Genomic DNA, 25,810 nt, shown 5'->3' on the forward strand with positions numbered 1-25,810 from the left:
TGCTTTGCCGCCAAGCTTTGCACAACTGGTGAATCGAGGAGAGGTCATCTTCGAACCTCTGATGATCTACTATCTACGTATGAACGCAGATAGTGGTGTTTGTCGCCGAAAACTTCCCGATGATCAAGTCGACCTCGTGGTGGAGGTGTTCCGCATGCTGGCCGACGCAACCCGTGTGCAGGTGTTGTGGGCGTTGGTCGACCGAGAGTGCTCGGTGAACGAACTGGCAGAACGCGTCGGCAAGCCGGCGCCTTCGGTGTCGCAGCACCTGGCAAAGCTGCGCATGGCGAGGTTGGTCCGAACGCGCCGTGACGGTACGACGGTCTTCTATCGTCTCGAGAACGACCATGTGCGCCAACTGGTTACGGATGCGGTGTTCAATGCCGAGCATGCCGGTCCCGGGTTGCCGGGCCATCACCGTAGTGAGGGTGAGCTTCGGGAGATTCACCCGGAGCGCTCCCCGAAGGCTGAGCGGACCGATCGAGAAGAAGGTGCGTCATGACGCACGAGCCCAGAACATCCCATGGTCATGGTCATGGTCACGGTCACGGTCATGGACACGGATACGGGCCGAAGGGATTTCGATCGGCAGTCAGGGAAGTGTTCTCTCCGCACAGTCATGACGCCGCGGACAGCGTCGACGATGCACTGGAATCGAGTGAGATCGGCATCCGGGCGGTCAAGATCAGTCTTGTCGCTCTCGGTGTCACCGCGGTGGCTCAGGTTGCAATCGTGGCAATTTCGGGTTCGGTGGCCCTGCTGGCGGACACCATTCACAACTTCTCCGATGCGCTTACGGCAGTTCCACTCTGGATTGCGTTTGCACTCGGTCGGCGAGCTGCGACCAGGCGCTATACCTACGGTTTCGGGCGTGCAGAGGACCTGGCCGGATTGTTCGTGCTTGCGATGATCGCGCTGTCGGCGGTGATTGCCGGTGTGGAGGCGGTACGGCGATTGATCAATCCGGTAGAGATCGAGCATCTCGGTTGGGTAGCTGCGGCAGGGTTGATCGGATTCATCGGCAATGAACTCGTGGCGTTGTATCGGATCCGAGTCGGAAGGCAGATCGGCTCAGCTGCACTGGTCGCTGACGGACTGCATGCTCGGACAGATGGATTCACCTCGCTCGCAGTCCTTCTGGGAGCTGGGGGAGTCGCTCTGGGGTTCCCGTTGGCAGATCCGATCATCGGTCTTGTCATCACAGTGGCGATCGTGGCCGTGCTGCGGACCGCGGCACGAGACGTCTTCCGGCGGCTGATGGACGGTGTCGAACCGGAGTTGTTGGACGATGCCGAACATGCGCTACAGCGCGAGCCCGGGGTGCTCGGCGTACGTGATTTGAAGATGCGGTGGATCGGGCACCGACTGCATGCCGATGCAGAACTCGACATCGATCCCCGGGCAACCCTTGCCGAAGCCCATGCGATCGCGCATAGCGCCGAGCATTCGCTCACCCACGCGGTGCCCAAGCTTGCTACTGCCCTTGTTCACGCCTATCCGGGGCATGATTCGCCGAACCTCGAGGCGGCGCGCGGATTGCAGGCCTGAACGGCAAAAACAGACCCCGCGGAATCCTTTGCGGAATTTCTCGGGAACCTCGCGCTGCCATTTGACGGAATGGGTAGGTTATGCAACCCTATCTTTGATCAATCGGCGGACTGTGTCGAGTGGCAGCCGGTTCGGTCATTTCGCGCCGCAAGACCACAGCAATCGACGCAGGCCGTCGGTACTTTTTTCGGCAGATGAGAGAACGACGCTGTGCATGCTGATCGACGTTTCGAGCCCTTTCCGCTGACCAGCGCGCAACGCGGAATCTGGTTTGCCCAGCTACTGCGCAGTGATGTGCCGATCACGATCGCGCAGTACGTCGTCGTCGACGGGTCCCTCGACGCGGCGGTGCTCGAAAAGGCCTGCGTCACAGCAGCGCACGAGTTCGGCTCCGGAATGCTGAAACTGCTCGAGGTGGATGGCGAACCTTTTCAGCAGATCGATCCCGAGCTCAGCCAGAGCGTCGAGGTCGTCGATCTGCGCAGTGAGCTCGAGCCGGAAACTGCTGCACACGAGTGGATGCGGAACGAGTACACCCGCCCCTTTGACCTTCTCACCGACCGATTGGTGAAGTCTGCCGTCCTGCGCGTGGGCGTAAGCCGCCACTTCTGGTACTGCCGAATCCATCACCTGGTCCTCGACGGCTATGGCGCCATGAACTTCATGACACGCATCGCGGAGTTGTACTCAGCCGATGTCGCCGGCCTCGAGGCCCGAGAATCCTCGGCGCATGATTTGGGTGCCGTGTACGCGACCGAGGCCGCGTATCAGCGCTCGCCGCGATTCGTCAGGGATCGAGATTACTGGGCAGCCAAGACGGCAGAGCTTCCCGAATTGGGGAGCCTGGCCGGCAGGCGAATGGACGCTACGGCGGGTGCGGTCGTGGTCGGCCGACCAGTTGACGGCGCGAGTGCGGTGGTGAGCGCGGACGGATTCTCTTCCGCGGCAGCGGTGGCTGCCTTCGCGCTCTACTTCGCCCGGGTGACGGGTACCGAAGACGTCGTCCTGAGTTTGCCGGTGACCGCGCGAACGAACAAGGTTCTTCGTGGTTCGGGTGGAATGATCTCCAATGTCGTTCCGCTGCGAGTCTCGGTGACTGCGACGACCACGGTTGCCGAACTGAGCGCGGCAGTCCAGCTGGAATTGACCGGTGCGCTCAGGCATCAGCGATATCGCACCGAAGACATGAGACGTGATCGAGGCGTCGGCGCCGAGCGTGGATTCTTCGGTCCCGCGATCAACATCATGAACTTTCACCCCGAAGTGGTTCTTGGGTCGGTGACCGGTCGATTCCACGTGCTGTCGACGGGTCCGGTGGAAGACCTGTCGGTCAACATCTATCCGAGTGCTTCGGGCGAGGCACCGCGAATCGATTTCGAAGCCAATCCCCATCTGTACGACGCGGATGACCTGGGCGTGCATGTTCGCCGATACGTCGACCTGCTGACTCGGTACAACCAAGCGCTGCCAGGCACTCGCGTTCTCGATCTCGAGATCCTGAGCGAAGCAGAGCGGATGTCGCTCGTCCCGGCACGCGGATCGGCAGCGTTGAAGCCGATGACACTGCCCTCGATTCTCGCGCGCGGTGTCACGGCGTCGCCGGAGGGGATCGCACTGCGCTGCGGTACCCAGCAGCTCACTTACCGCGAACTCGATCGACGTTCCAATGTCCTTGCTCGAATACTCGTCCGACGCGGAGTCGGCCCCAGTGACGGTGTGGCGATCGCGCTACCCCGATCGATCGATGCCGTCATAGCGTGGTGGTCCGTTGCCAAGACCGGCGCCGCGTGTGTTCCGGTTGATCCGACGTACCCGATCGAACGAATCGCTCACATGGTGAGCGACAGTAATGCCGTTGTGGGACTCACTGATTCGACTGTCCGTCAGGCGCTGTCCGGTGATCTGGACTGGATCTCGATCGACGGTTTCAGCTATGTCGGTGACGAGTCCGTTGTCGACGATGCCGCCCGCACGGCGCCTCTGCGAAGTGATCACACCGCGTATCTGATCTACACGTCCGGTTCCACCGGTACGCCGAAAGGTGTTGCCGTCACGCACAATGCGTTGGTCGATTTCACTGCCTGGGGTCGTCCCGAACTCGGGGTCGGCGTGCATTCGCGCGTTCTGCGATTCTCCTCGGCGAGTTTCGACGCGTCCGTCTTCGAGATGGTCCAGGCGTTCAGTGCCGGGGCGACGATGGTCATCGCTCCGGCCGATGTCTACGGCGGCGACGAACTGACCGAACTGCTGCGCAGCGAGCGCGTCACCCACATCATCAGTGCACCGGCAATTTTGAGCACCGTGGACGCCACAGGTCTGCCGGATCTCGAAGCGGTGGTTGTCGGTGGCGACGTGTGCCCGCCGGATCTGGTTCGGCGCTTCGGCCCGATCTGCCGGTTCTACAACAGCTACGGCCCTACCGAGTCGACCATCGTCATCACCACGACGCCTCCGCTGTCGTCGGATGATGCAATCACGATCGGTTCACCCATTCAGGGCGCACATCTGATGGTTCTGGACCGCTGGTTGCGACCCGTGCCCGTCGGGGTGGCCGGTGAACTGTATCTCGGTGGCCCCGGATTGGCTCAGGGATACCACGCACGTTCGGCGCTGACCGCTGCGAGTTTTGTCGCCGATCCCCTCGGTGGTGGAACCCGGTTGTACCGTACCGGTGACGTAGTGCGCTGGAGCAGGGAGCTCACCCTCGCGTATGTCGGCCGCTCTGATTTTCAGGTGCAGGTCAACGGACTTCGGATCGAACTCGGTGAGATCGACGCAGTACTTGCACAACATGAATCCGTCGATTTCGTCGTGACGCTGGCCCGCGGCACCGTGTACTCGTACGTGAAGATCAAGCCGGGTTACAGCCTCGACGAAGAGGCTCTGACCGCACACGCCTCTCGATTCCTGCCCGCTCACATGGTTCCGTCCCAGCTGGTACCGCTTGCCGAAGTACCACTGACCCCGGCTGGAAAGGTCGATCGCCGAGCACTACCGGAGCCTGACCTTCGTTCGGCGGCTCAGCATTACCGGGCGCCGAGCGGCCCGGTTGAGCGCATCATCGCCGATGCCGCTGCGTCTGTCCTCGGCGTCGAGCGAGTCGGTGTCGACGATTCGTTCTTCGCGCTGGGCGGAGACAGCATCGTCGCGATCTCACTCGTCTCACGCGCAAAAGCTGCCGGAGTCGTCTTCACGCCGCGCGATGTGTTCGAACGCAAGACGGTGGCTCGATTGGCCGAAATTGCGCTCCCGGCAGATGAATCCGTTGTACTCGAGGAACTGCCGGGTGGGGGAGTGGGGTTTGTCCCCCTTACCCCGATCGCAACCAAGATGTTGAGCATGGCGGGCAGCATCGATGCCTTCTATCAGGCAGTGTCGGTCAGTATTCCTGCCGGACTTGATCTCTCGCGCCTCGCCGCGACTCTTCAAGTGGTTGTCGATCGACATGACGCTCTTCGCGCGCGCTTGCTGCCCGACAACTCCGGATTCGACATCGCCCCCAGTTGTGTCGTCGACACGTGGGTTCGGCGAACGGTCACCGAAGCGCAACCCGGTACCTCGGAGTTCGAGGAAGCTCTCACCCAGGCGACCGCAGACGCTGCCTCGCGGCTCGATCCGTACCGCGGCGTCACTGCGCAGATCGTCTGGCTCGATTCGGCGCACGATTCGGGCCGATTGGTCATCGTCATCCACCACCTTGTCGTCGACGGCGTCTCCTGGCGGATTCTGCTTCCCGACTTCGCCGCTGCGTGGCTACAGATCATTCACGGTGCCACTCCGGAATTGATGCCGGTCGGGACTTCGCTGCGGCGCTGGTCGCACGGACTCACCGACGTGGCACCGTCGGCGGAACTCGAATATTGGCGCGAGATCGTCGCCGCCGGTGTGTCACCCATCGGTTCACGTACTCTCGATTCGGACCGGGACCGGGGATCGTCCCTCCGTCGCGTGCGGGTCGACATCGACCATGACACGACGGATCACCTGTTGCGCTCGGTACCGTCGCACTATCGGGCCGGTGTCAACGACGGATTACTCAGCGCACTGGCCCTGGCATTTCGCACCTGGAGCGGATCGCAGCGAGTGCTCGTTTCGCTCGAAAGCCACGGACGAGACGAAGACGTGCTGCCCGGCTCGGACCTGTCCCGGACCGTCGGCTGGTTCACGGCGGCGTACCCGGTCCGCATGGATCTCACCGGACTTGGAGCGGACGCAGTTGCGGTCGTGAAATCCGTCAAGGAACAGTTGCGAGCCACACCGGGATCCGGGATCGGTTACGGGCTGCTCCGACGCGCAGGGTTGCTGACCGGTCCGGAGCCGCAGATCGGTTTCAACTATCTGGGCAAGATGTCCACCGCCGAGTTCAGCGACGAACTGAGGGCTGCCGGCTGGATTCCCGATGCCGGAATCGATCTCAACAACGGCAGTGGAAGCGATCTCGCGGTCAGCCACGCCATCGACATCAATGCCGCCGTCATGGACGGACCACAAGGAGAGTTCCTCTCGGCGACATTTGCCTTCCCCGAAGGCATCTTCGAACCCGGTGCAGTCGAGGAGCTTGCGCGGGCGTGGCGCGTCGAACTGGAGAAGATTGTCGCCTCCGTTGGAGATCATGCCGGTCTCACACCGTCCGACGTTCCCCTGGTCTCAGCGTCGCAGGACGAAATAGAACTGTGGGAGAAGCAGTTCGGCTACCTGGAGGACATCTGGTCGCTGTCACCGCTGCAAGCGGGATTCCAGTTTCACGCCAGCCTCACCGCCGATACCGTCGATGTCTACACCGGGCAAATCGTTCTTTCCCTGGGCGGGATCGTCGACAGCGAACGACTTCACCGGTCGCTCGCGAGATTGTTCGAGCGCCACGCCGCACTTCGGACCGCCTTCGTGTACGACTCGAACGGCGTTGCAGCACAGCTCGTTCTCGATTCCTTGACGACTCCATGGCGGGAGGTGCTCGGCGGTGATCCGCACGCCGTCGCGGAACTCGAGCGCACAACGCCGTTCGATCTGAGCGCGCCCCCGCTGCTTCGTGCAGTTCTGGTTCACGAGAGTGCGGACTCCGCGCACCTGATCGTCACCAATCACCACATTCTCTTCGACGGTTGGTCCATGCCGTTGTTGGTGCGCGACCTGCTTTCGCTCTACGCCGCCGACACATCGCTGTCGGTTCCCGCGCGCTCGTACCGCAGCTATCTGGACTGGCTCGCCGAACAGGACAAAGGCGAGGCAGTGGAAAGGTGGATCGGCGCGCTGTCGGGGGCAGACGAACCGACGGTGATTGCACCACAGCGCGCAGAGTCCTCCGTGCACGCAGTTCCCGTGGACGTCGACGTTCCGCTGGAAGCCTCGTCGACCGAGGCGATCGTCGCGTTGGCAAGGCGCACCGGGGCCACGGTCAACACCGTCGTCCAGACTGCATGGGGCCTGCTGCTGGGCGGAATGCTCGGGCGCGACGACGTCGTGTTCGGCGCCACCGTGTCCGGTCGACCCGCGTCGCTGACCGGGGTCGAAGACATTCTCGGGTTGTTCATCAACACTGTTCCGGTTCGAGTTCGAGTGAACCCGGATGATTCGGTATCCGAACTGCTCGAACAAGTTCAGTCCCAGCAGGTTCGGCTGCTCGACAGCCATCACGTCGGCCTTGCCGAGGTGCAGTCGGCGGTGGGTGCCGGCGCCATGTTCGACACGTTGACGGTGTTCGAGTCGTATCCAGTGGACCGTTCGGCGCTCGAATCCGCGACGGATATCGCAGGGATGCGTGTCACGGGCATCGAGGTCGCAGACGCGACTCACTACCCGCTCGCGCTGGTCACCGTCCTCGAACCGAGCCTTCGTCTCACCATCGAGTACGCACCCGATGCGATGGACCACGACTCCACCCAGCGTCTGGGCCGACGCCTCGCGTTGATTCTCGCTGCGATGACCGACGAGAGTATCCGCATCCGGGACATCGACTATCTCGACGATGCCGAGCGTCGGCTCGTACTCGACGAGTGGAACGACACATCCCACACCCTGGCTGACGCTACGCTGCTCGATCTACTCTTCGCCGACGCGGGCGTCGTCGAGATGTCTGATGGTGCACTGACGTTCGGAGACACGACAGTCAGCCACCGCGAATTCCGTTCGCAGGTCAACGCTCTCGCTCGTCACCTCGTCGACTGTGGGGTCGGACCCGAGTCTCTGGTCGCGATCGCACTGCAACGGAGTGCGCACTACGTGGTCGCGGTCCACGCCGTCATCGCAGCCGGCGGAGCCTATCTTCCGATCGATCCGAAGCATCCCGGCGAGCGGATCCGGCACGTGCTCGACATTGGAGCACCGTCGGTAGTCCTATCCACCAGAAAGGATGCGGCTTCTCTGCCTGCGGGGATCAAGCCGGTGCTCCTCGACGAAATCGATCTCTCGCGGTACTCCACCGGGCAGATCCAAGACGTCGAGCGCCTCGGCAGCGTATCCCCGGATCACATCGCCTACGTGATCTTCACGTCCGGGTCCACCGGGAAGCCCAAGGGCGTTGCAATATCGCACCGTGCGATAGTCAATCGTCTGCTGTGGATGCAACATCAATACCCGCTCGCGCCGCGCGATGTCGTGCTGCACAAGACACCGGCCACCTTCGACGTCTCGGTGTGGGAGTTGTTCTGGCCGTTCGTCACCAGTTCGAGACTGGTCGTGGCCGAACCCGACGGACACCGCGATGCTCGGTACCTGTCCGAGCTGATCGCTCGCGAAGGTGTCACCACCTTGCACTTCGTCCCGTCGATGCTCGACGTCTTCCTCGTCGACGGAGACCTCGAGCAGCTTCACTCCGTTCGTCAGGTGTTCGCCAGCGGCGAGGCACTTTCGCGTGCGACGGTCGTTCGTTTCCACGAGCGAATCGGTGCACGTCTGCACAATCTTTACGGTCCCACCGAAGCTGCCGTGGACGTGACGTTCCACGAGACGGATTCCGCCGCGGCAGGCCCGGTGCCGATCGGCGCTCCGGTCTGGAACACGCGGATCTACGTGCTGGATCGCCTTCTGGCGCCCAGCCCGATCGGCGTTCCGGGAGAGCTGTATCTCGCGGGAGTGCAGCTCGCTCGTGGCTATGTCGACCGTCCTGATCTGACAGCAGATCGCTTTGTGGCCAACCCTTTCGGTTCCGGGCGCTTGTACCGGACCGGCGATCTGGTCAAGTGGAATCCCATCGGCGAGATCGAGTATCTGGGCCGTACCGACTTTCAGGTGAAGCTTCGCGGACAGCGCTTGGAGCTCGGCGAAATCGACGCTGTCCTGTTGGAACTCTCGGGAGTTCTCTCCGCCGTCACCGTCGTACGTGAGGAACGCCTCGTCGCCTACATCACGGCTGATTCGGCGACCGACATAGCGCTTCTCGCCGGTCATTCGCAGGCGAAGCTGCCCGCCTACATGGTTCCTTCCGTCTTCGTGTTCCTGGATTCGATGCCACTCGGCCCCAACGGAAAACTCGACAGGCGAGCACTGCCGGAACCGGACGTGGCGGTGGGGGACTACGTTGCTCCGTCCACCGAATCCGAAAAGACGATCGCCGCAATCTTTTCCGAGCTGCTCGGAGTGGACAACATCGGCGTGACCGCCGATTACTTTGCGCTCGGTGGCAACTCGCTCACGGCTACGCGGGTCGTGGCGAGAATCAATGCGACGCTGGGATCCTCGCTGGGGGTTCGAGAACTGTTCGATGCTCCGACGGTCGGTGCGCTGGCTGAATTGGTCGCAGGCGGCGACCGACCCGGATTGCCCGGTCTCGGCCCGCGCCCGCGACCGGAGCGGATTCCGCTCTCCCCGGCTCAGCAGAGAATGTGGTTCCTCAACCGATTCGATCCGGATTCCGGTGCTTACAACATCGCGGCAGCGCTCTCGTTGGCCGGCGACGTGAACATCGATGTTCTGCGCCAGGCGATCAGTGACGTCGTCGACCGGCACGAGGTGCTGCGCACTCTCTACCCGGATTCTTCGAGCGGGCCGTACCAGCACATTCTCGCGCATGTGCCGGTGGTGCTCGAACCGGTTGATGTCAGCGACCCTGTTGCGGCGATCGGGGAATTGGTCGGCGCCGGGTTCGACGTCACCGCTGAAGTCCCCCTGCGGGTCGCGCTCCTGCGGACTGCTGCGTCGGAGCACATTCTTGTTCTTGTCGTCCACCACATCGGTGGCGACGGATGGTCGATGCAGCCACTGGCCGCGGACGTGATGGCGGCGTACGCATCAAGGCTCGCGGGCATTGCACCACAATGGTCGCCGTTGAGCGTCCACTACGCGGACTACACGCTCTGGAAGATCGATTCTCTCGGCGCCGAGGACGATCCGGATTCGGAGGCATCGCGCCAGATCGACTACTGGCGCGGTGCATTGGCGAACATGTCGACCCGCCTCGATTTCCCGACGGATCGGCCGCATCCCACGGTCGCATCCTATCGAGGTGCGACGGTGTCATCGGTCATTTCCGCGCAGACGTACAGCTCTGTCGAATCTCTGGCTCGTCGCACGCGGTCAACACCGTTCATGGTGTTGCACACTGCCCTGTCGGTGTTGCTGTCTCGGATGGCGGGGGAGACCGACATCGCGATCGGCACCCCGGTCAGCGGACGTGGGGATCAGGCCATCGACAACCTCGTCGGCATGTTCGTCGGGACCGTGGTTCTTCGGACACAGGTGGATCCCACTGCATCTTTCCGTGTTTTGCTCGAGGCGACCCGCAACGTAGACCTCTCGGCATTTGCCCACGCCGACATTCCCTTCGAGCGTCTGGTGGAGGTACTCGACCCATCTCGCTCGACGGCGCACCACCCATTCTTCCAGGTGGTACTCGCGACCGGCGATCTTCCGACTCCATCCGTGCAGCTTCCGGGCCTTGTCGTCTCGCAGGTTGAGCTGGACACGCCGATCTCGAAATTCGATCTCCAACTAGATGTTTCGTCGCCAAGCCTGGACGGTTCGGTGACCGCGACGTGGACCTATGCCGTCGACATCTTCGAAGAGCGGACTGTGCGCGAGCTCGCGGCTCGGTTTGCCGCCATTCTCGACACGGTTGTTGTCGAACCTGAATCAGTGGTCGGCGACCTCGATCTGCGGACGATGCCAGAGATCGAACGTCAGGGAGCTGCCTCTACGGTCGCGCTGACGGAACTGACGCTGCCCGAGATTCTTGCCGCCGGGGTTACCAAGTCGAACGGCGGTTCGGCCATGCTGTACGGCGACTTCGAACTCTCGTACGACGACGTCGACCGGCGAACCAATCGGTGGGCGCGGGCACTCCTCGCGCAAGGAATCGGCCCCGAATCTGTAGTGGCGATCGCCATTCCGCGATCAGCGACGTCCGTCCTCGCGACCTGGGCCGTCGCCAAGACCGGAGCCGCTTTTGTACCCGTCGACCCGAGCTATCCGGCCGAGCGGATCGATCACATGCTCACCGATTCGGGCGCGGCCCTGACGCTGACGGAAGAAGCGGCTGAGTCGTTGGATCGCGCCGACGTCAGCGACGCTGGAATTCTCGATTCCGATCGCACGTCACCGATTCGAATGGATCACACTGCGTACGTCATCTACACGTCGGGATCGACCGGCACCCCCAAGGGCGTGGCCGTCTCGCATGCGGGGCTGGCGGCGTTGGTCGACGAACAGATTCAGCGATACCAACTCGACAACTGCAGTCGCACGATGCATTTCGCTTCGCCCAGCTTCGACGCTTCGGTCCTCGAATTGGCCATGGCTGTCGGTGCTGGTGCCGCAATGCTTGTTGTCCCCACCGGCATCTACGGTGGCAGTGAGCTTGCAGATCTCATGCGGGCGTCGAAGATCACCCACGCGTTTGTGACCCCGGCAGCTCTGGCCACGGTCGAGCCGTCAGATGTTCCCGATCTCGGTGTCGTGATCGTCGGCGGCGAAGCCTGCGACGCCGCGTTGGTCGCGCTGTGGGCGCCGACGCGAAAGATGTTCAACGCGTACGGTCCCACCGAGTCCACCGTCATGGCAACCCTCGCTGGGCCCCTGTCGGCGACTGATCGGATCACCATCGGTACTCCCGTTCTCGGTACCGTCGCACATGTTCTCGACTCTCGCCTTCGTCCCGTTCCGGACGGTGTGACAGGTGAGCTGTATCTGAGCGGGCGTGGACTTGCCCGCGGTTACCACCATCGCGGCGACCTGACGGCTGCTCGGTTCGTTGCCGATCCCGCACGTTCGGGGCTGCGAATGTATCGCACCGGCGACCTGGTGCGACGACGTGGAACGGAACTCGAGTATCTCGGCCGCAGCGATTCACAGGTCAAGATTCGTGGATTCCGCATCGAACTCGGAGAGATCGACGCGGTGCTCGCCGCCCACGTGGGAGTGCGAACTGCGGTGACGACTGCAGACGACACCGTCGGGCTGAACTCGTACGTCGTCGGTGAGCATCTGGATCCGGAGGAGGTACGCACCTTCGTCTCCGGCCGACTTCCTGCACACATGGTTCCCGCCTCGGTGATCGTTCTCGAGGAAATCCCGCTGACGCCGGCCGGCAAAGTCGACTACCGCGCACTGCCGGCGCCGACGGTGCGCCGGAATGCGTTCGTCGCACCGATCACGAAGACTGAGACGGTGATCAGCCGGATCTTCGGTGACGTTCTGGCCGTCGACCGGGTGAGCGTGGTGGACGACTTTTTCGACATCGGTGGAAACTCTCTCAGTGCTACCCGAGTGATGGGACGGATCGGCACCGAACTTTCAGTTTCCCTCCCGGTTCGGGTCCTCTTCGACGCCAGGACGGTCGCGGCCCTCGCCGCGGCAGTCGACGGTGCGCAGAGTGGTACCCGGCCCGCTCTGACGGCCGGGCCTCGGCCAGAGCGTATCCCGCTCTCGCCGGCGCAATCGCGTATGTGGATTCTCAATCGATACGATCCAGGGTCACCTGCGTACAACATCCCGCTCGTCCTTCGTCTGCGAGGGCAGCTCGATTCCTCGGCTCTGCGAGAAGCATTGTCGGACATCGTTCTTCGTCACGAGTCCCTGCGAACCATCTTTCCCGAAGATACCGCTGGGCCGTACCAGTCCATTCTCGGAGCCGTAGACGTACCCTTCCAGCACACCGTGGTTTCTCCCGAACAGGTTGCCGAGCGGATTGTCGACGCTGTGCGTGAGGGCTTCGACGTCACCCGAGCAATTCCGTTGCGGGTAAACCTGTTCGAACTCTCGGCGGACGAGCACATCCTGGTCGCCGTGGTTCACCACATCGCCGCGGACGGTGCCTCAGTGGCGCCGCTCGCCCGGGATCTTGTTCTCGCCTACTCGGCACGGCGTTCGGGAACCGAGCCGTCACTGGCCCCGTTGGTTGTTCAGTATCCCGACTACAGCCTCTGGCAGCACCAGGTCCTCGGTTCGGAAAGTGACCGGACCAGTGTTGCTTCCGCGCAGGCCGAGTACTGGCGTGACCAGTTGGCCGGAGCGCCGGAACTTCTCGAACTGCCCACCGACTTCCCGCGCCCAGCGCTTGCGTCGCTGCGCGGAGCGAGCACCGAATTGGCGTTGACGCCCGAGATGGTCAGTGCTGTCCAGCAGGTGGGCCGCACACACGGCGCCACAACCTTCATGGTGCTCCATGCCGCCCTCGCGGTACTTCTGTCCAACCTCGGCGCGACCGATGACGTGGTGATCGGGACACCGATTTCCGGACGCGGCGAACCGGCGCTCGACGACGTGGTCGGAATGTTCGTCGGCACGGTGGCCCTGCGTAGCCGTCTCACGCCGGCGTCGTCGTTCCTGGATCTGTTGGCGCAGGTGCGAGCCACCGACCTCGCCGCATTCGAAAACGCGGACCTACCTTTCGAGCGGCTGATCGACATACTGCAGCCCGCTCGATCCCAGGCCCACGCGCCGATCTTTCAGGTGGCGCTTTCTCAGGAGCAGGAGGGAACCGCTGCGTTCGCACTGCCCGGTCTCGAGATCGAAGCTGTGGACACCGCAGTCGTTCCGGCAAAGTTCGACATCCAGATCACGATGGTCGAGCACGCTGATTCGATGAATCTCACCTGGACGTATGCCACAGATCTCTTCACCGGCGCGTCCGTGGACGGATTTGCACACCGGTTCCGACGGATTCTCGCGCAGATTGTCGCGGCCCCCGAAACGACAATCGCGGATATCGACCTACTGGACGAGGACGAATACACCAGACTGACTTCCGTATTCGGTCCGGCAGCCACGCCGATCCTCACTCTCGCGGATCTGTTGACCACACACTCGGAATCCGCAGATGTGGCAATCGTCTCCGAGTCGTGCGGTGAGATGACCTACAGCGAACTGGATTCGCGGTCCTCCCAGCTGGCGCGGATCCTCATCGAGCGCGGCGCCGGCCCCGAAACAGCCGTTGCTGTCTCTCTTGCGCGGTCGGCCGAATCCCTTCTCGCGCTGTGGGCCGTTGCCAAGAGCGGCGCAACCTACGTTCCAGTGGATCCGACGTACCCCGACGAGCGCATCGCTCACATGCTTCGAGACTCCGCCGCGCTGGTCGTCGTCACCGACTCGGAGACAGCACCAACACTTCCGAGCGGTATCGACACGATCGAGATCGACGACCTCGACCTTGATCGCTACTCCGCGGCGCAGGTCACCGATGCCGATCGGATCCGCACGCTACACACGGATCATGTTGCCTACCTGATCTACACGTCAGGCTCGACCGGTCTGCCCAAGGGCGTCGCTGTCACCCACCGAGGACTGTCTGTGTTCTCCGCTCGGACCCGCACCGATCTGGCGGCATCTCGACACTCACGGGTTCTGCGACTCTCGTCGTCGAGCTTCGACGCCTCCATGTTCGAGATGATCCTCGCGTTCACCGCCGGTGCGACGATGGTGATCACACCGCCATCGGTCATCGCCGGCGACGAACTCACCGACGTCATCCGCCGTCACCGCGTCACCCACGTGGTGACAGCGCCGGCGGCTATGACCACCGTCGAGGCTGGAACGCTCTCCGACCTCGAAACCGTCGTGCTCGGTGGCGACGTCTTCCCAGCACAGCTGCTCGGTCGCTTTCACAGCAAGACACGACTCTTCAACAGCTACGGGCCGACCGAGAGCACCATCGTCATCACCAAGACCGGGGCGCTTCTCGGTACCACGGCTCCGGTGGGTGACGGTGTGCAACACCATGACCGTTCACTCTCGACCGTCACGATTGGTACTCCGCTCGAAGGTGCCCACGTTCTGGTCCTCGATTCCGCCCTCGGACCCGTACCCGTCGGGGTCAGGGGCGAGCTGTATCTGTCGGGCCCCGGCTTGGCACGCGGGTACCACCGACGCGAGGGGCTGACCGCAGAACGCTTCGTTGCGAACCCCTTCGGTGCACCAGGCGCGCGGATGTACCGGACCGGCGACATGGTCACCTGGACCGACCAGGGCGAACTGGCGTACATCGGACGATCCGACGCCCAGGTTCAGCTTCGCGGACTCCGCATCGAACTGGGGGAGATCGAATCAGCGCTCGCCTCCGTCCGTGGAGTGAGTGCCGCCGCTGCCGCCGTTCATCGTCACGACACTCTCGGCGATCAACTCGTCGGATACGTGATCGTCGCGGACGCGGTGTCGGCAGAGTCCATCCTCGACGCCGTCGCAGCGATCCTGCCCGGTGCCACGGTGCCCACCGCTGTCATCGTGCTGGAATCGCTACCCCTGACTCCGGCCGGGAAGCTCGATCGCGCAGCACTTCCCGCTCCGGAGTTCATCGCCTCGGCGACGTTCCGGACGCCGACCACACATGCAGAGATTCGTGTCGCCAGCGCTTTTGCCGACGTTCTCGGAACCGACGCCGTCGGAGCAGAAGACAGTTTCTTCGAGCTGGGTGGAAATTCGCTCAGTGCCACTCGGGGGATTGCCCGCGTCAACACCTCGTTCGGGATCAAACTCGGCGTTCGAGCGCTGTTCGAGGCTCCCACTGTCGCAGAACTCGCTCTGCTGGCGGACTCGGCAGAACGCGATGATCAGCCTCGATTGGAAGCGCGACCGCGACCCGAACGTATTCCGCTCTCGCCGGCGCAGACTCGGATGTGGTTCCTCAATCGATTCGACACCGCGGCAGCCACGGACAACCTACCGCTCGCGCTTCGTCTGAGCGGAACCCTGGACGCGCCGGCATTGGCGCTCGCGCTTCTCGACGTCGTCGAACGCCACGAGTCCCTGCGCACCTACTATCCCGATACCGCGGACGGACCCCGTCAGGAGATCCTGACAACGCCTTCGGTGGATCTCGATCTGATACCGGAGGACGTCACCGAAGCCGAAGCGTTGGAACGGCTTTTCGCTCTTGCCGGCACCGGATTCGACGTGACGACTGCCGTACCACTGCGGACGGCTCTGTATCGAATCTCGGAGACCGAGCATGTTCTCGCCGTCGTGATGCATCACATCGCATCCGACGGATCGTCACTCGGACCCCTGGCCACCGACGTCATGGGTGCCTACGCCTCGCGTTCTCGGGGTGACGCGCCGCAGTGGGCGCCGCTGCCCGTGCAGTACGCGGATTACGCTCTCTGGCAACACGATCTGCTCGGGACCGAATCCGAACCCTCGGGTGATGCTCAGGCGCAAATTCAGTTCTGGACGTCCACGCTCGCCGGAATTCCGGACCTGCTGAATCTGCCGACGGACCGGCAGCGTCCGCCCCGTCAGAGCTATCGCGGCAAGGAGATTCACTTCACGATCGGCTCGGACACCGCCGATCGACTGCGTGATCTTGCCGTCGGATCAGGCTCGAGCCTGTTCATGGTCGTCCACGCCGCATTCGCCGTACTTCTCGCAAGGCTGGGAGACAGCGCCGACATCACCATCGGTTCGCCCATCGCGGGACGAGGACACGAGTCGTTCGACGCACTAGTGGGGATGTTCGTGAACACCTTGGCGCTTCGAACCCAGGTGAACACGGCTGCGCCGTTCACGGAACTTCTGAACCACACCCGCGATCAGGATCTCGCCGCCTTCGCACACGCGGACCTGCCGTTCGAGCGGCTCGTCGAGATCATCGATCCGGTCAGATCGACAGCCCGCCATCCGTTGTTCCAGGTGGCACTGTCCTTCCAGAACCTCACGCCGACAATGTTTGCACTACCCGGACTGCAGATCGCGGCAGTTGGCGCCCCAGTCGAGACGGCGAAGTTCGACCTCCACCTGACCGTCACCCCTGGGGACTCGGGTTCGATGTCGGCGTCGTTCACCTATGCAACAGATCTGTTCGACCAATCCACGGTGGCGACATTCGCCAACCGGCTGCTGCGCGTTCTCGATTCGATCGGGCGTGACCCGGGCGTTCCGGTGGGCGACATCGCTCTGCTCGGCGACGAAGAGGTCGCGGCCACCGTCGACACGTGGAACAACACCGACGCCGTCGTTCCGGAGACGACCCTCGCGGATCTGTTCGACGCCCAGGTACGCAGAACACCGAGCGCCGAAGCACTGGTTCTCGGTGACCGTCGTCTGACCTATGCCGAGTTCGATGCCGAATGCAACCGCCTGGCGCGGTATTTGATCGGAATCGGTGTCGGTCCGGAAGTGACTGTCGCGCTCAATCTTCGGCGCTCCGTCGAACTGGTCGTTGCCATGTACGCGGTGGTGAAGGCAGGCGGGGCCTACGTTCCGCTCGACCCGGATCAGCCGGCAGAACGCACGGCTCACATCCTCGAATCCGCAGCGCCCGCAGTTGTTCTGAACACTTCTCACGATTCGCTGGGCGGGCAGTACCACGTCGTGAACATCGATACTCTCGGGCTGGACGGTATCGACGGATCGCCGATTCGGGACTCGGAACGCCTCGCGGGCCTGAGCCCGGACAACATCGCGTATGCGATTTACACCTCCGGATCCACCGGAAAGCCCAAGGGCGTAGCGATCTCCCATCGAGCGATCACCAATCAACTCTTGTGGAAGCAGGATCAGTTCCCTCTCGATGCCGATGACCGTGTGCTCGTCAAAACCGCAGCCACCTTCGATCTGTCCGTCTGGGAGTACTGGTGGGCGTTGCAAACCGGTGCCTGCCTGATTCTCGCCGAGCCAGGAGCACAGCAGGACGGTGATTACCTCACGTTGCTGATGGAGCGCGAGCAGGTGACGACGCTGCATGCCGTTCCCTCGATGTTGTCACTGCTCAGTGCATCCGAGCGTCGGCTGCCGAGTTCTCTCACTCGGATTCTGTGCATCGGTGAGACCCTGCCGGTACAGACCGCCAAGCATGTGCGAGATCAGAGTTCGGCGCAGGTCTACAACCTGTACGGCCCCACGGAGGCTGCGGTCAGTGTCACGGCACACCGAACGAGCGATGTCGACGTGGCAACCGTTCCGATCGGAACTCCCGCGTGGAACACGAGACTGCATGTACTCGACGACCGCCTTCACCCGGTTCCGGTCGGTGTTGCAGGTGAGCTCTATCTCGCGGGAGTTCAGCTGGCCCGCGGGTACATCGGGGATCCGGGGCAGAACGCGACCCGTTTCGTCGCCGATCCGAACGGATCGGGTGAGCGCCTCTATCGAACCGGCGATCTGGTTCGGTGGAATGCCTCGGGCAGTCTCGAATACCTCGAGCGTGCAGACTTCCAGGTCAAGGTCCGAGGCTTCCGCATCGAACTCGGTGAGATCGAAACAGCGCTTCGTGCCGACCCCTCGATTCAGGATGCGGTAGTCACAGTCACGACATCTGACACCGGCGAACAACACCTGATCGGTTACGTCACTGCGGCCGCGGGCTCGGCCGTCGAGAAGTCGACCATCCTGACCAGACTGCGCGCCGCCCTGCCCGGCTACATGGTGCCGACAGTCCTGATGACACTCGACGCCCTGCCGCTGGGGAGTACGGGCAAGGTAGATCGACATGCGCTCCCGGAGCCTGTTTTCGAGGCACGTCGTTTCCGCGCACCGACCACACCGGCCGAACTGTCGGTAGCTGCCGCTTTTGCCGAGGTCCTCGGTGACGGAAAGACCGACGAAGTGGGTGTCGACGACGACTTCTTCGAACGCGGCGGCAATTCGCTCAGTGCAACTCGGTTGCTCGGGCGGATCAACGCCGTCGCAGGCACCGACTTGCCGGTGCGTGTGGTCTTCGAGTCGCCCACCGTCGCAGAGTTGGCAGCCGTGGTGGAAACCGCCGAGCTTTCGCGCCGACCCGCGCTGCGCTCACAGCCGAGGCCGACAAGGATTCCGCTCTCTCCAGCGCAGACTCGTATGTGGTTCCTCAACCGCTTCGATCCCGATTCGTCGGCGTACAACATCCCGGTGGTTCTTCGATTCGCCGGTCCGTTGGATGTCGAGGCGTTGCGCGCAAGTATCGCCGACGTGGTCGCTCGTCACGAGGTCTTGAGAACCGTGTACCCGGAGCATGACGGGACGGGATACCAGGAGGTTGTCGAAGCACCTGACGCTCTCGACGTTCTCGACATCATTGCGGTGGAGAAGGATTCGCTCCACGACGTGCTGGCCGGTGTACTGGGTGTGTCGTTCGACCTCACATCCGAGATTCCGGTTCGAGCGTCGCTGGTGCAGTTGGCGGAGTTCGAGTTCGTTCTGGCGATGACGGTGCATCACATTGCGGGTGACGGTTTCTCGATGGGGCCGTTGACGCGTGATGTGATGGTGGCGTACGAGGCGCGGTCCAGGGGTGCGGTGCCGTCGTGGGCGCCGCTGGAGGTGCAGTATGCGGATTACGCGTTGTGGCAGCTCGAGACGTTGGGTTCGGAAGAATCGTCGACCTCGCTGATCTCGCGACAACTCGCGTTCTGGTCGGACACACTCGACGGATTGCCGTCCGTCCTCGAACTCCCGTTGGATCGCCCCCGCCCCGCGGTGGCTTCCGGTCGTGGAGCGGTTCTGAACGCTCGTCTCGAACCTGCACTGCAACAAGCGATTTCCGAACTGGCCAGGCAGCACCGCGCTACGCCGTTCATGGTGTTGCATGCGGCTCTGGCTGTTGTACTGTCGCGGTTCACCGGCGATCTCGACTTTGCCGTCGGGACGCCGACGGCCGGCCGCGGAGAACGCGTGCTCGACGACCTGGTCGGCATGTTCGTGGGGACCGTCGTGTTGCGCACCACTGTCGACCCAGGTGAGCAGTTCACCGACTTGCTCTCCCGAGTCCGCGACGCCGATCTGCAGGCTTTTGCCCACAGTGACGTTCCGTTCGAGCGCTTGGTGGAGGCACTCGATCCGCTTCGTTCGCAGTCGTATTCACCGCTCTTCCAGGTCGGCCTCGCACTACAGAACCATCTCGATTCACAGTTGACTCTCAACGGGTTGCACATCGAGAGCATCGAACCTGCGGTGGTCAGCACTCAGTTCGACCTCGATTTTGTTGCGGCCGAACAGTTCGACAACGACGGTCGACCTTCCGGGCTCGTCGTTGCGCTGACGTACGCCACGGATCTGTTCGAGGAATCCACTGCCTCACGTCTCATGTTCGCGTTCGAGTCGGTTTTGACTACCGCTGTCGCAGAACCGGATCGGCGAGTGGAACTGTTTGCCGTGGAGTCTGTGGTTGAGCGTGGGTTGGTGTTGGGGGGTGTGAATGAGACGGATCGTTGTGTTGACGATGTGACGTTGGCGGGTTTGGTGGCGGCTGCGGTTGAGGTGTCGTCGGGTCGTGTTGCTGTGGTGTTCGGTGATGTGGTGTTGACGTATGCCGAGTTCGGTGTGCGGGTGAATCGGTTGGCGCGGTGGTTGATCGGGCGTGGTGTGGGTCCGGATGTTTTGGTGGGGCTTGCGGTGGAGCGTTCGGTGGAGATGATCGTGGCGATGCATGCGGTTGTTGCTGCGGGTGGTGCGTATGTGCCGATTGATCCGGAGTTGCCGGTGGAGCGGATCGGGTTTGTGGTTGAGTCGGCTGCGCCGCGGTTGGTGTTGACTGTTTCTGCGTTTGTGGGTGTGTTGCCGGCGGGTGTGGATGTTGTTGTTCTTGATGGTCTTGATGTGGGTGGGTTGTCGGGTGGTCCGGTTTCTGATGGTGATCGGGTGGCGCCGTTGCGGTCGGGTAATGCGGCGTATGTGATGTTCACGTCGGGGTCGACGGGTCGGCCGAAGGGTGTGTCGGTCAGTCATGGGGCGATTGTCAATCAGTTGGCGTGGTTGGCGGGGGAGTATGGGGTTGGTGCGGATGATCGGGTGATGGCGCGTGCTCCGTTCACGTTCGATGTGTCGGTGTGGGAGTCGTTTTTGCCGTTGACGGTGGGTGCGCGGTTGGTGGTGACGCGGCCGGGTGGGCATCGTGAGTTGGATTATCTTGCGGGTGTGATGGTCGAGCATGCGATTTCGGTGGCGGAGTTCGTTCCGTCGGTGCTTGCGGCGTTGGTGGCTGATGGTTTTGGTGGTGCGTTGGGGTCGTTGCGGCATTTGTTTGCCGGTGGTGAGGAGTTGACGCCGGAGCTTGCGGTGGCGTTGGGTTCGTTGACGTCGGCTGCGGTGCATAACACGTATGGTCCGACGGAGGCGGCGATTACGACGACGGCGCATCGGATTGTGGGTTCGGTGTCTGGGGTGGTGCCGATCGGGACGCCGGTGTGGAATACGCGTGGGTATGTGTTGGATTCGCGGTTGCGTCCGGTGCCGGTGGGTGTTGCGGGTGAGTTGTATCTCGATGGTGCGCAGTTGGCGCGTGGTTATCATCGGCGTCCGGATTTGACGTCGGATCGGTTTGTGGCGAATCCGTTTGTGGTGGGTGCTCGGATGTATCGCACGGGTGATCGTGCGTTGTGGAGTGCTGCTGGGTCGTTGGTGTATTTGGGTCGGACGGATTTTCAGGTGAAGATTCGTGGGGTGCGGATCGAGCTCGGTGAGGTCGAGTCGGCGTTGGCTGGGTTGCCGGGTGTTTCGGGTGCTGTGGTGGTGGTGCATGGGGGGAGTCGTCTGGTCGGGTATGTGACGGCTGGGTCCTCGGCCGATGCGGGTAGTTCTGTGGATTCGGTGGGGGCGCGGGCTGCGGTGGGGTTGGTGCTTCCGTCGTACATGGTTCCGGATGTGGTGGTTGTCGTTGATGAGTTCCCGTTGTCGAGTGCGGGGAAGTTGGATCGGAAGGCGTTGCCGGAGCCTGTTTTTGGTTCGCGGGTGTTTCGGGCGCCGGTTTCTGGTTCGGAGTTGGTGGTGGCTGCTGCGTTTGCGGTGGTGTTGGGGTGTGGGTCGCGGGTTGGGTTGGATGATGATTTCTTCGTGTTGGGTGGTAATTCGCTGAATGCGACCAGACTCATCAGCCGCATCAATCAACACGCCGGTAGCGCGTTACCGCTTCGCGCGTTGTTCGATCATCCATCCGTGGTGGAACTTGCTGCGGCACTCGATAATGCAGAGCGTGCCGATCGGCTCGCCCTCCTTGCGCACGCACGCCCAGAACCGATCCCGCTCTCGCTCGCGCAGAATCGGATGTGGTTCCTCAATCAATACGACGTCGCGTCTGCGGCCTACAACATTCCGTTGGCTATCCGACTCTCAGGTGCCGTCGACGTCCCTGCACTTCGTGGTGCGGTGGGCGACGTCCTGGCACGCCACGAGTCGCTGCGAACGATGTTCCCCGACAACGGCGACGGCCCCGTCCAGGTCATCCTGCCACCCGAAAACGTCGAGTTCGATCTGAATCCGATCGATGTCGACCGAGGCAATCTCGACACGCACGTACTCGGCATCCTTTCCGAGGGCTTCGACGTCACAGCCTCGGTCCCGATTCGGGTGAAGCTGTTCCGCGTCGAAGAATTCGAGCATGTGCTCGTGATGTCGGTCCATCACATCAGTGCGGACGGTGTGTCCATGGCGCCGTTGGCTCGAGACGTGATGGTTGCCTACTCGGCGCGGCTCACCGGCCAGCCGCCCTTCTGGGCGCCGCTGGAGATCCAGTATGCCGACTTTGCGCTGTGGCAGCGGGCGCTCCTCGGTGACGAGGCGGACCCGAACAGCATCGCATCGACTCAAATCGACTACTGGAAAACAACGTTGGACGGGATCCCGGACGTACTGGAATTGCCGACCGATCGACCACGCCCGGCGGTGGCCACCCAGAACGGTGCGATGGTTCGCTTCGACATCGCGCCCGAAGTCATGGAACGCGTACGTGAGATCGCCGATCTCCATCACGCAAGTGTGTTCATGGTGATCCACGCGGTGTATGCGGCGCTGCTGGCGCGATTGTCGGCGAGCACCGACATCGTCGTCGGCACACCGGTGTCCGGACGAGGTGAGGCCGCTGTCGAGGATTTGATCGGAATGTTTGTCGGCACAGTCGTTCTGCGAACAGATGTCGACTCCGCACTGACGTTCTCGGCGTTGCTCGATCAGGTGCGTGACCGAGATCTGAGCGCATTCGGCCACGTCGATGTGCCCTTCGAGAGGCTTGTCGATGTACTGAAACCTGTTCGCTCACAAGCTCACACACCGCTGTTCCAAGTTGCGCTGGCCTACGAGTACGTCGAGGACGCTGTCTTCGAGCTTCCTGACCTTCGTGTGTCGGCTCTCGAATTCGACGTCACTCCAGCTCAATTCGATCTGGCGTTGACGCTGTTCGAGACTACGGAATCCGAAGGCTCAGACTCCGAGTCGGTAACGGTGAGTGGATCGTTGACCTACGCAACCGATCTGTTCGACCGGTCCACGGTTGCATTGTTTGCCGAGCGATTCGTCATGCTGCTCGAGCAACTAACCGAAGACCCTGCCAGAGTTCTCGGTCATGTCGACATTCTGAATCGTGACGAGCAGAACCTGCTGGTGCCGGTGCGAGGCCTGGCGGCGGCGCATCCGGCGACGCTTTCCGAGCTGATTTTTGCTGCGGTCTCGTCGAATCCGACGGGGATCGCCTTCCTGTGGAATGACCGCGCCGTCACCTATGCAGAAGCCGACGAACTCTCGACCCGTCTGGCTCACGTTCTCTTGGAACGAGAAGTCTCGCCGGAAACATTTGTGGCTCTCGCTCTTCCGCGATCACTCGAGTCTGTGCTCGCAGTCTGGGCAGTGGCCAAGACCGGTGCCGCGTATCTGCCGGTCGACCCGAGCTATCCGGCCGAGCGCATCGAGCACATCCTCGGAGACTCTCGGGCAAAGCTCGGTGTGACGATTGCCGAGCATCGTCGGTTCCTGCCCGACGACGTCGAATGGCTGATTCTCGAGGACATCGCCGAAGAACTGGTGGCAGCCCCGGTGAGCCCTCTCGACACACCCGCACGAATCGACAATCCGGCATACATGATCTACACCTCGGGTTCGACGGGGAAGCCGAAGGGAGTCGTAGTCACCCACGGTGGTCTCGCGAACCTTGCCGCTGAACGTCGTGAGCACTATCGCGTCGACTCGCACTCACGATTCCTGCACAACACCTCACCGAGCTTCGACATGTCGGTCGGAGAGATGATGTCGGCGCTCTCCGCGGCGGCGACTCTGGTCGTCACACCACCCTCCATTCTCGGCGGCGACGAGTTGTCGCGGTTCATGATCGACCGCGAGGTCACCCACGCACTGATCACCCCGGCGATGTTGACGTCGATGGAACCGGAAGGGCTCGAGGAGCTTCGCGTTCTCGGTGTCGGCGGTGAAGCGGTTTCCTCCGAACTGGTCAATCGTTGGCAGCCTGGTCGAACCATGCTCAACGGGTACGGACCAACCGAGGCCACCGACATCTCCACCGTCGGTGATCTTGTCGCGGGCAAGCCGGTCACGATCGGATCGCCGGTACGCGGTTTCGGCACGGTGATCCTCGACGCTCGACTGCTACCGGTGCCGATCGGGACACCGGGTGAGCTGTACGTGTCGGGGCCGGCTCTAGCCCGGGGATACCACGATCAGCCCGTGCTCACGGCGACCCGATTTGTTCCCAATCCGCATGGGCAGCCGGGGGATCGTATGTATCGAACGGGTGACATCGCAGCGTGGACACCCGAACTCACCATCGAGTATCGGGGCAGGACCGACAGTCAGGTCAAGATTCGTGGTCACCGCATCGAACTCGGTGAGATAGATGCGGCACTGCACGCCCACCCGGACGTCGATGTGGCCATGGCCCTCGGCAAGCGGACACCGTCCGGGGACACGGCGCTGGTGGCGTACGTCGTGCCGGCACCGGGAACTGCGCCGGAGGCGGGCCACGTCATCGCATTCGTATCCGAGTTCTTACCGCGTCACATGATCCCGAGTGCCGTCGTCTTCATCGACAAGGTGCCGACAACACCGACAGGGAAGGTCGACGAGAAGGCATTGCCGACTCCTGATTTTGCGTCGAAGATCGTGTATCGGGAACCGAGCACACTTTCGGAAATCGCTGTGGCCAGGGCCTTCTCTGAGGTTCTCGAAATCGCTGACATCGGCGCCGACGACAACTTTTTCGAACTCGGTGGCAACTCACTGTCGGCGATTCGGGTGGTGACAAAGCTGCGGGCTTCCCTCGCCCGCGAGATACCGCTGCAGTGGTTGATGACCGAGCCGACTCCGGCGTCGATTGCGATGCGTATCGATTCCCGACAAGACACTGCCGGTGCGCTGGACGTAGTCTTCCCGATTCGAACCACCGGTGAACGGCCGCCCATGTTCTTCGTCCATCCGATCATCGGCCTGGCCTGGAGTTACACCGGCTTGGCGCCGTATATCGATTCGGCAACTCCGATGTACGGAATCCAAACTCCGGCAGTTTCGTCCGGGGACCCGTTGCCGGAGTCCATCGAACTCACCGCTGTCAGGTATATCGAGGAGGTGCGGCGAATCCAGCCTGAAGGCCCCTACCACCTCGCCGGTTGGTCGCTGGGCGGAGTGATCGCACATTCGATGGCGGTGCAATTGCAGGCAGCGGGCGAGTCGGTCGATTCGTTGGTGATGCTGGACAGCTTCGCCCGTGCCACTGAAGACAGTCAAGACAGTGAAGACAGTGAAGACACTGAAGGCACTGAAGATTCGGACGCAGAAGACGTCTCGGATATGGGACTCGAGTTCGCGCAAGCCATGGGTGAACTGACTACCGAAAACGTCGGCAGGCTTGTCTTTGCGGCCCAGCACAACGACACGTTGATGAAGACCTATCAGCCGGGGATCTTCGATGGTGACGTGCTGTACTTCACTGCAGCGCTGGATGATCCGTGGCTGAACCGTGGAGCCGATTCATGGCGTGCGTACGTGAGCGGGGATATCGTGAATCATCCCGTCGAGTGCACTCACTGGGACATCACCTCACCCGCTGCGCTCGAGACTGTTGGTCCGTTGATCGCGCACAGCTTGGAGAGGATTCGCGGGATGTCCTGAGTCGCTCGGGCTTGCCGGCAGGGCACCGTCCGGC

3 protein-coding genes are annotated in these 25,810 nt (G+C 62.5%); all 3 read left to right on the forward strand.

Annotation, left to right across the window (positions count from 1 at the left end; translation table 11 throughout):
- The first annotated feature begins 79 nt into the window (after positions 1 to 79).
- Positions 80 to 502, forward strand: coding sequence for an ArsR/SmtB family transcription factor (locus tag ACFWAD_RS22725; RefSeq protein WP_378547955.1), 423 nt, complete (start codon positions 80 to 82; stop codon positions 500 to 502).
- The gene (locus ACFWAD_RS22730; protein WP_378547958.1) at positions 499 to 1,548 is read left to right on the forward strand and encodes a cation diffusion facilitator family transporter; all 1,050 of its coding nucleotides are present in this window, start codon (positions 499 to 501) and stop codon (positions 1,546 to 1,548) included. Before ACFWAD_RS22725 ends, ACFWAD_RS22730 begins: the two co-directional genes overlap by 4 nt.
- Positions 1,549 to 1,758: 210 nt before the next feature.
- Positions 1,759 to 25,776, forward strand: a complete 24,018-nt coding sequence (locus tag ACFWAD_RS22735; RefSeq protein ID WP_378547961.1) for a non-ribosomal peptide synthase/polyketide synthase — start codon at positions 1,759 to 1,761, stop codon at positions 25,774 to 25,776.
- Positions 25,777 to 25,810: the final 34 nt, after the last annotated feature.

The sequence above is a fragment of the Rhodococcus sp. NPDC059969 genome (assembly GCF_042738325.1).
Lineage (GTDB): Bacteria > Actinomycetota > Actinomycetes > Mycobacteriales > Mycobacteriaceae > Rhodococcus_F.

Excerpts from the sequence above, each read along its gene's own strand:
- ACFWAD_RS22725 (WP_378547955.1), top strand. The coding sequence starts at position 80 with ATGAACGCAGATAGTGGTGTTTGTCGCCGAAAACTTCCCGATGATCAA.
- ACFWAD_RS22730 (WP_378547958.1), top strand. The coding sequence starts at position 499 with ATGACGCACGAGCCCAGAACATCCCATGGTCATGGTCATGGTCACGGT.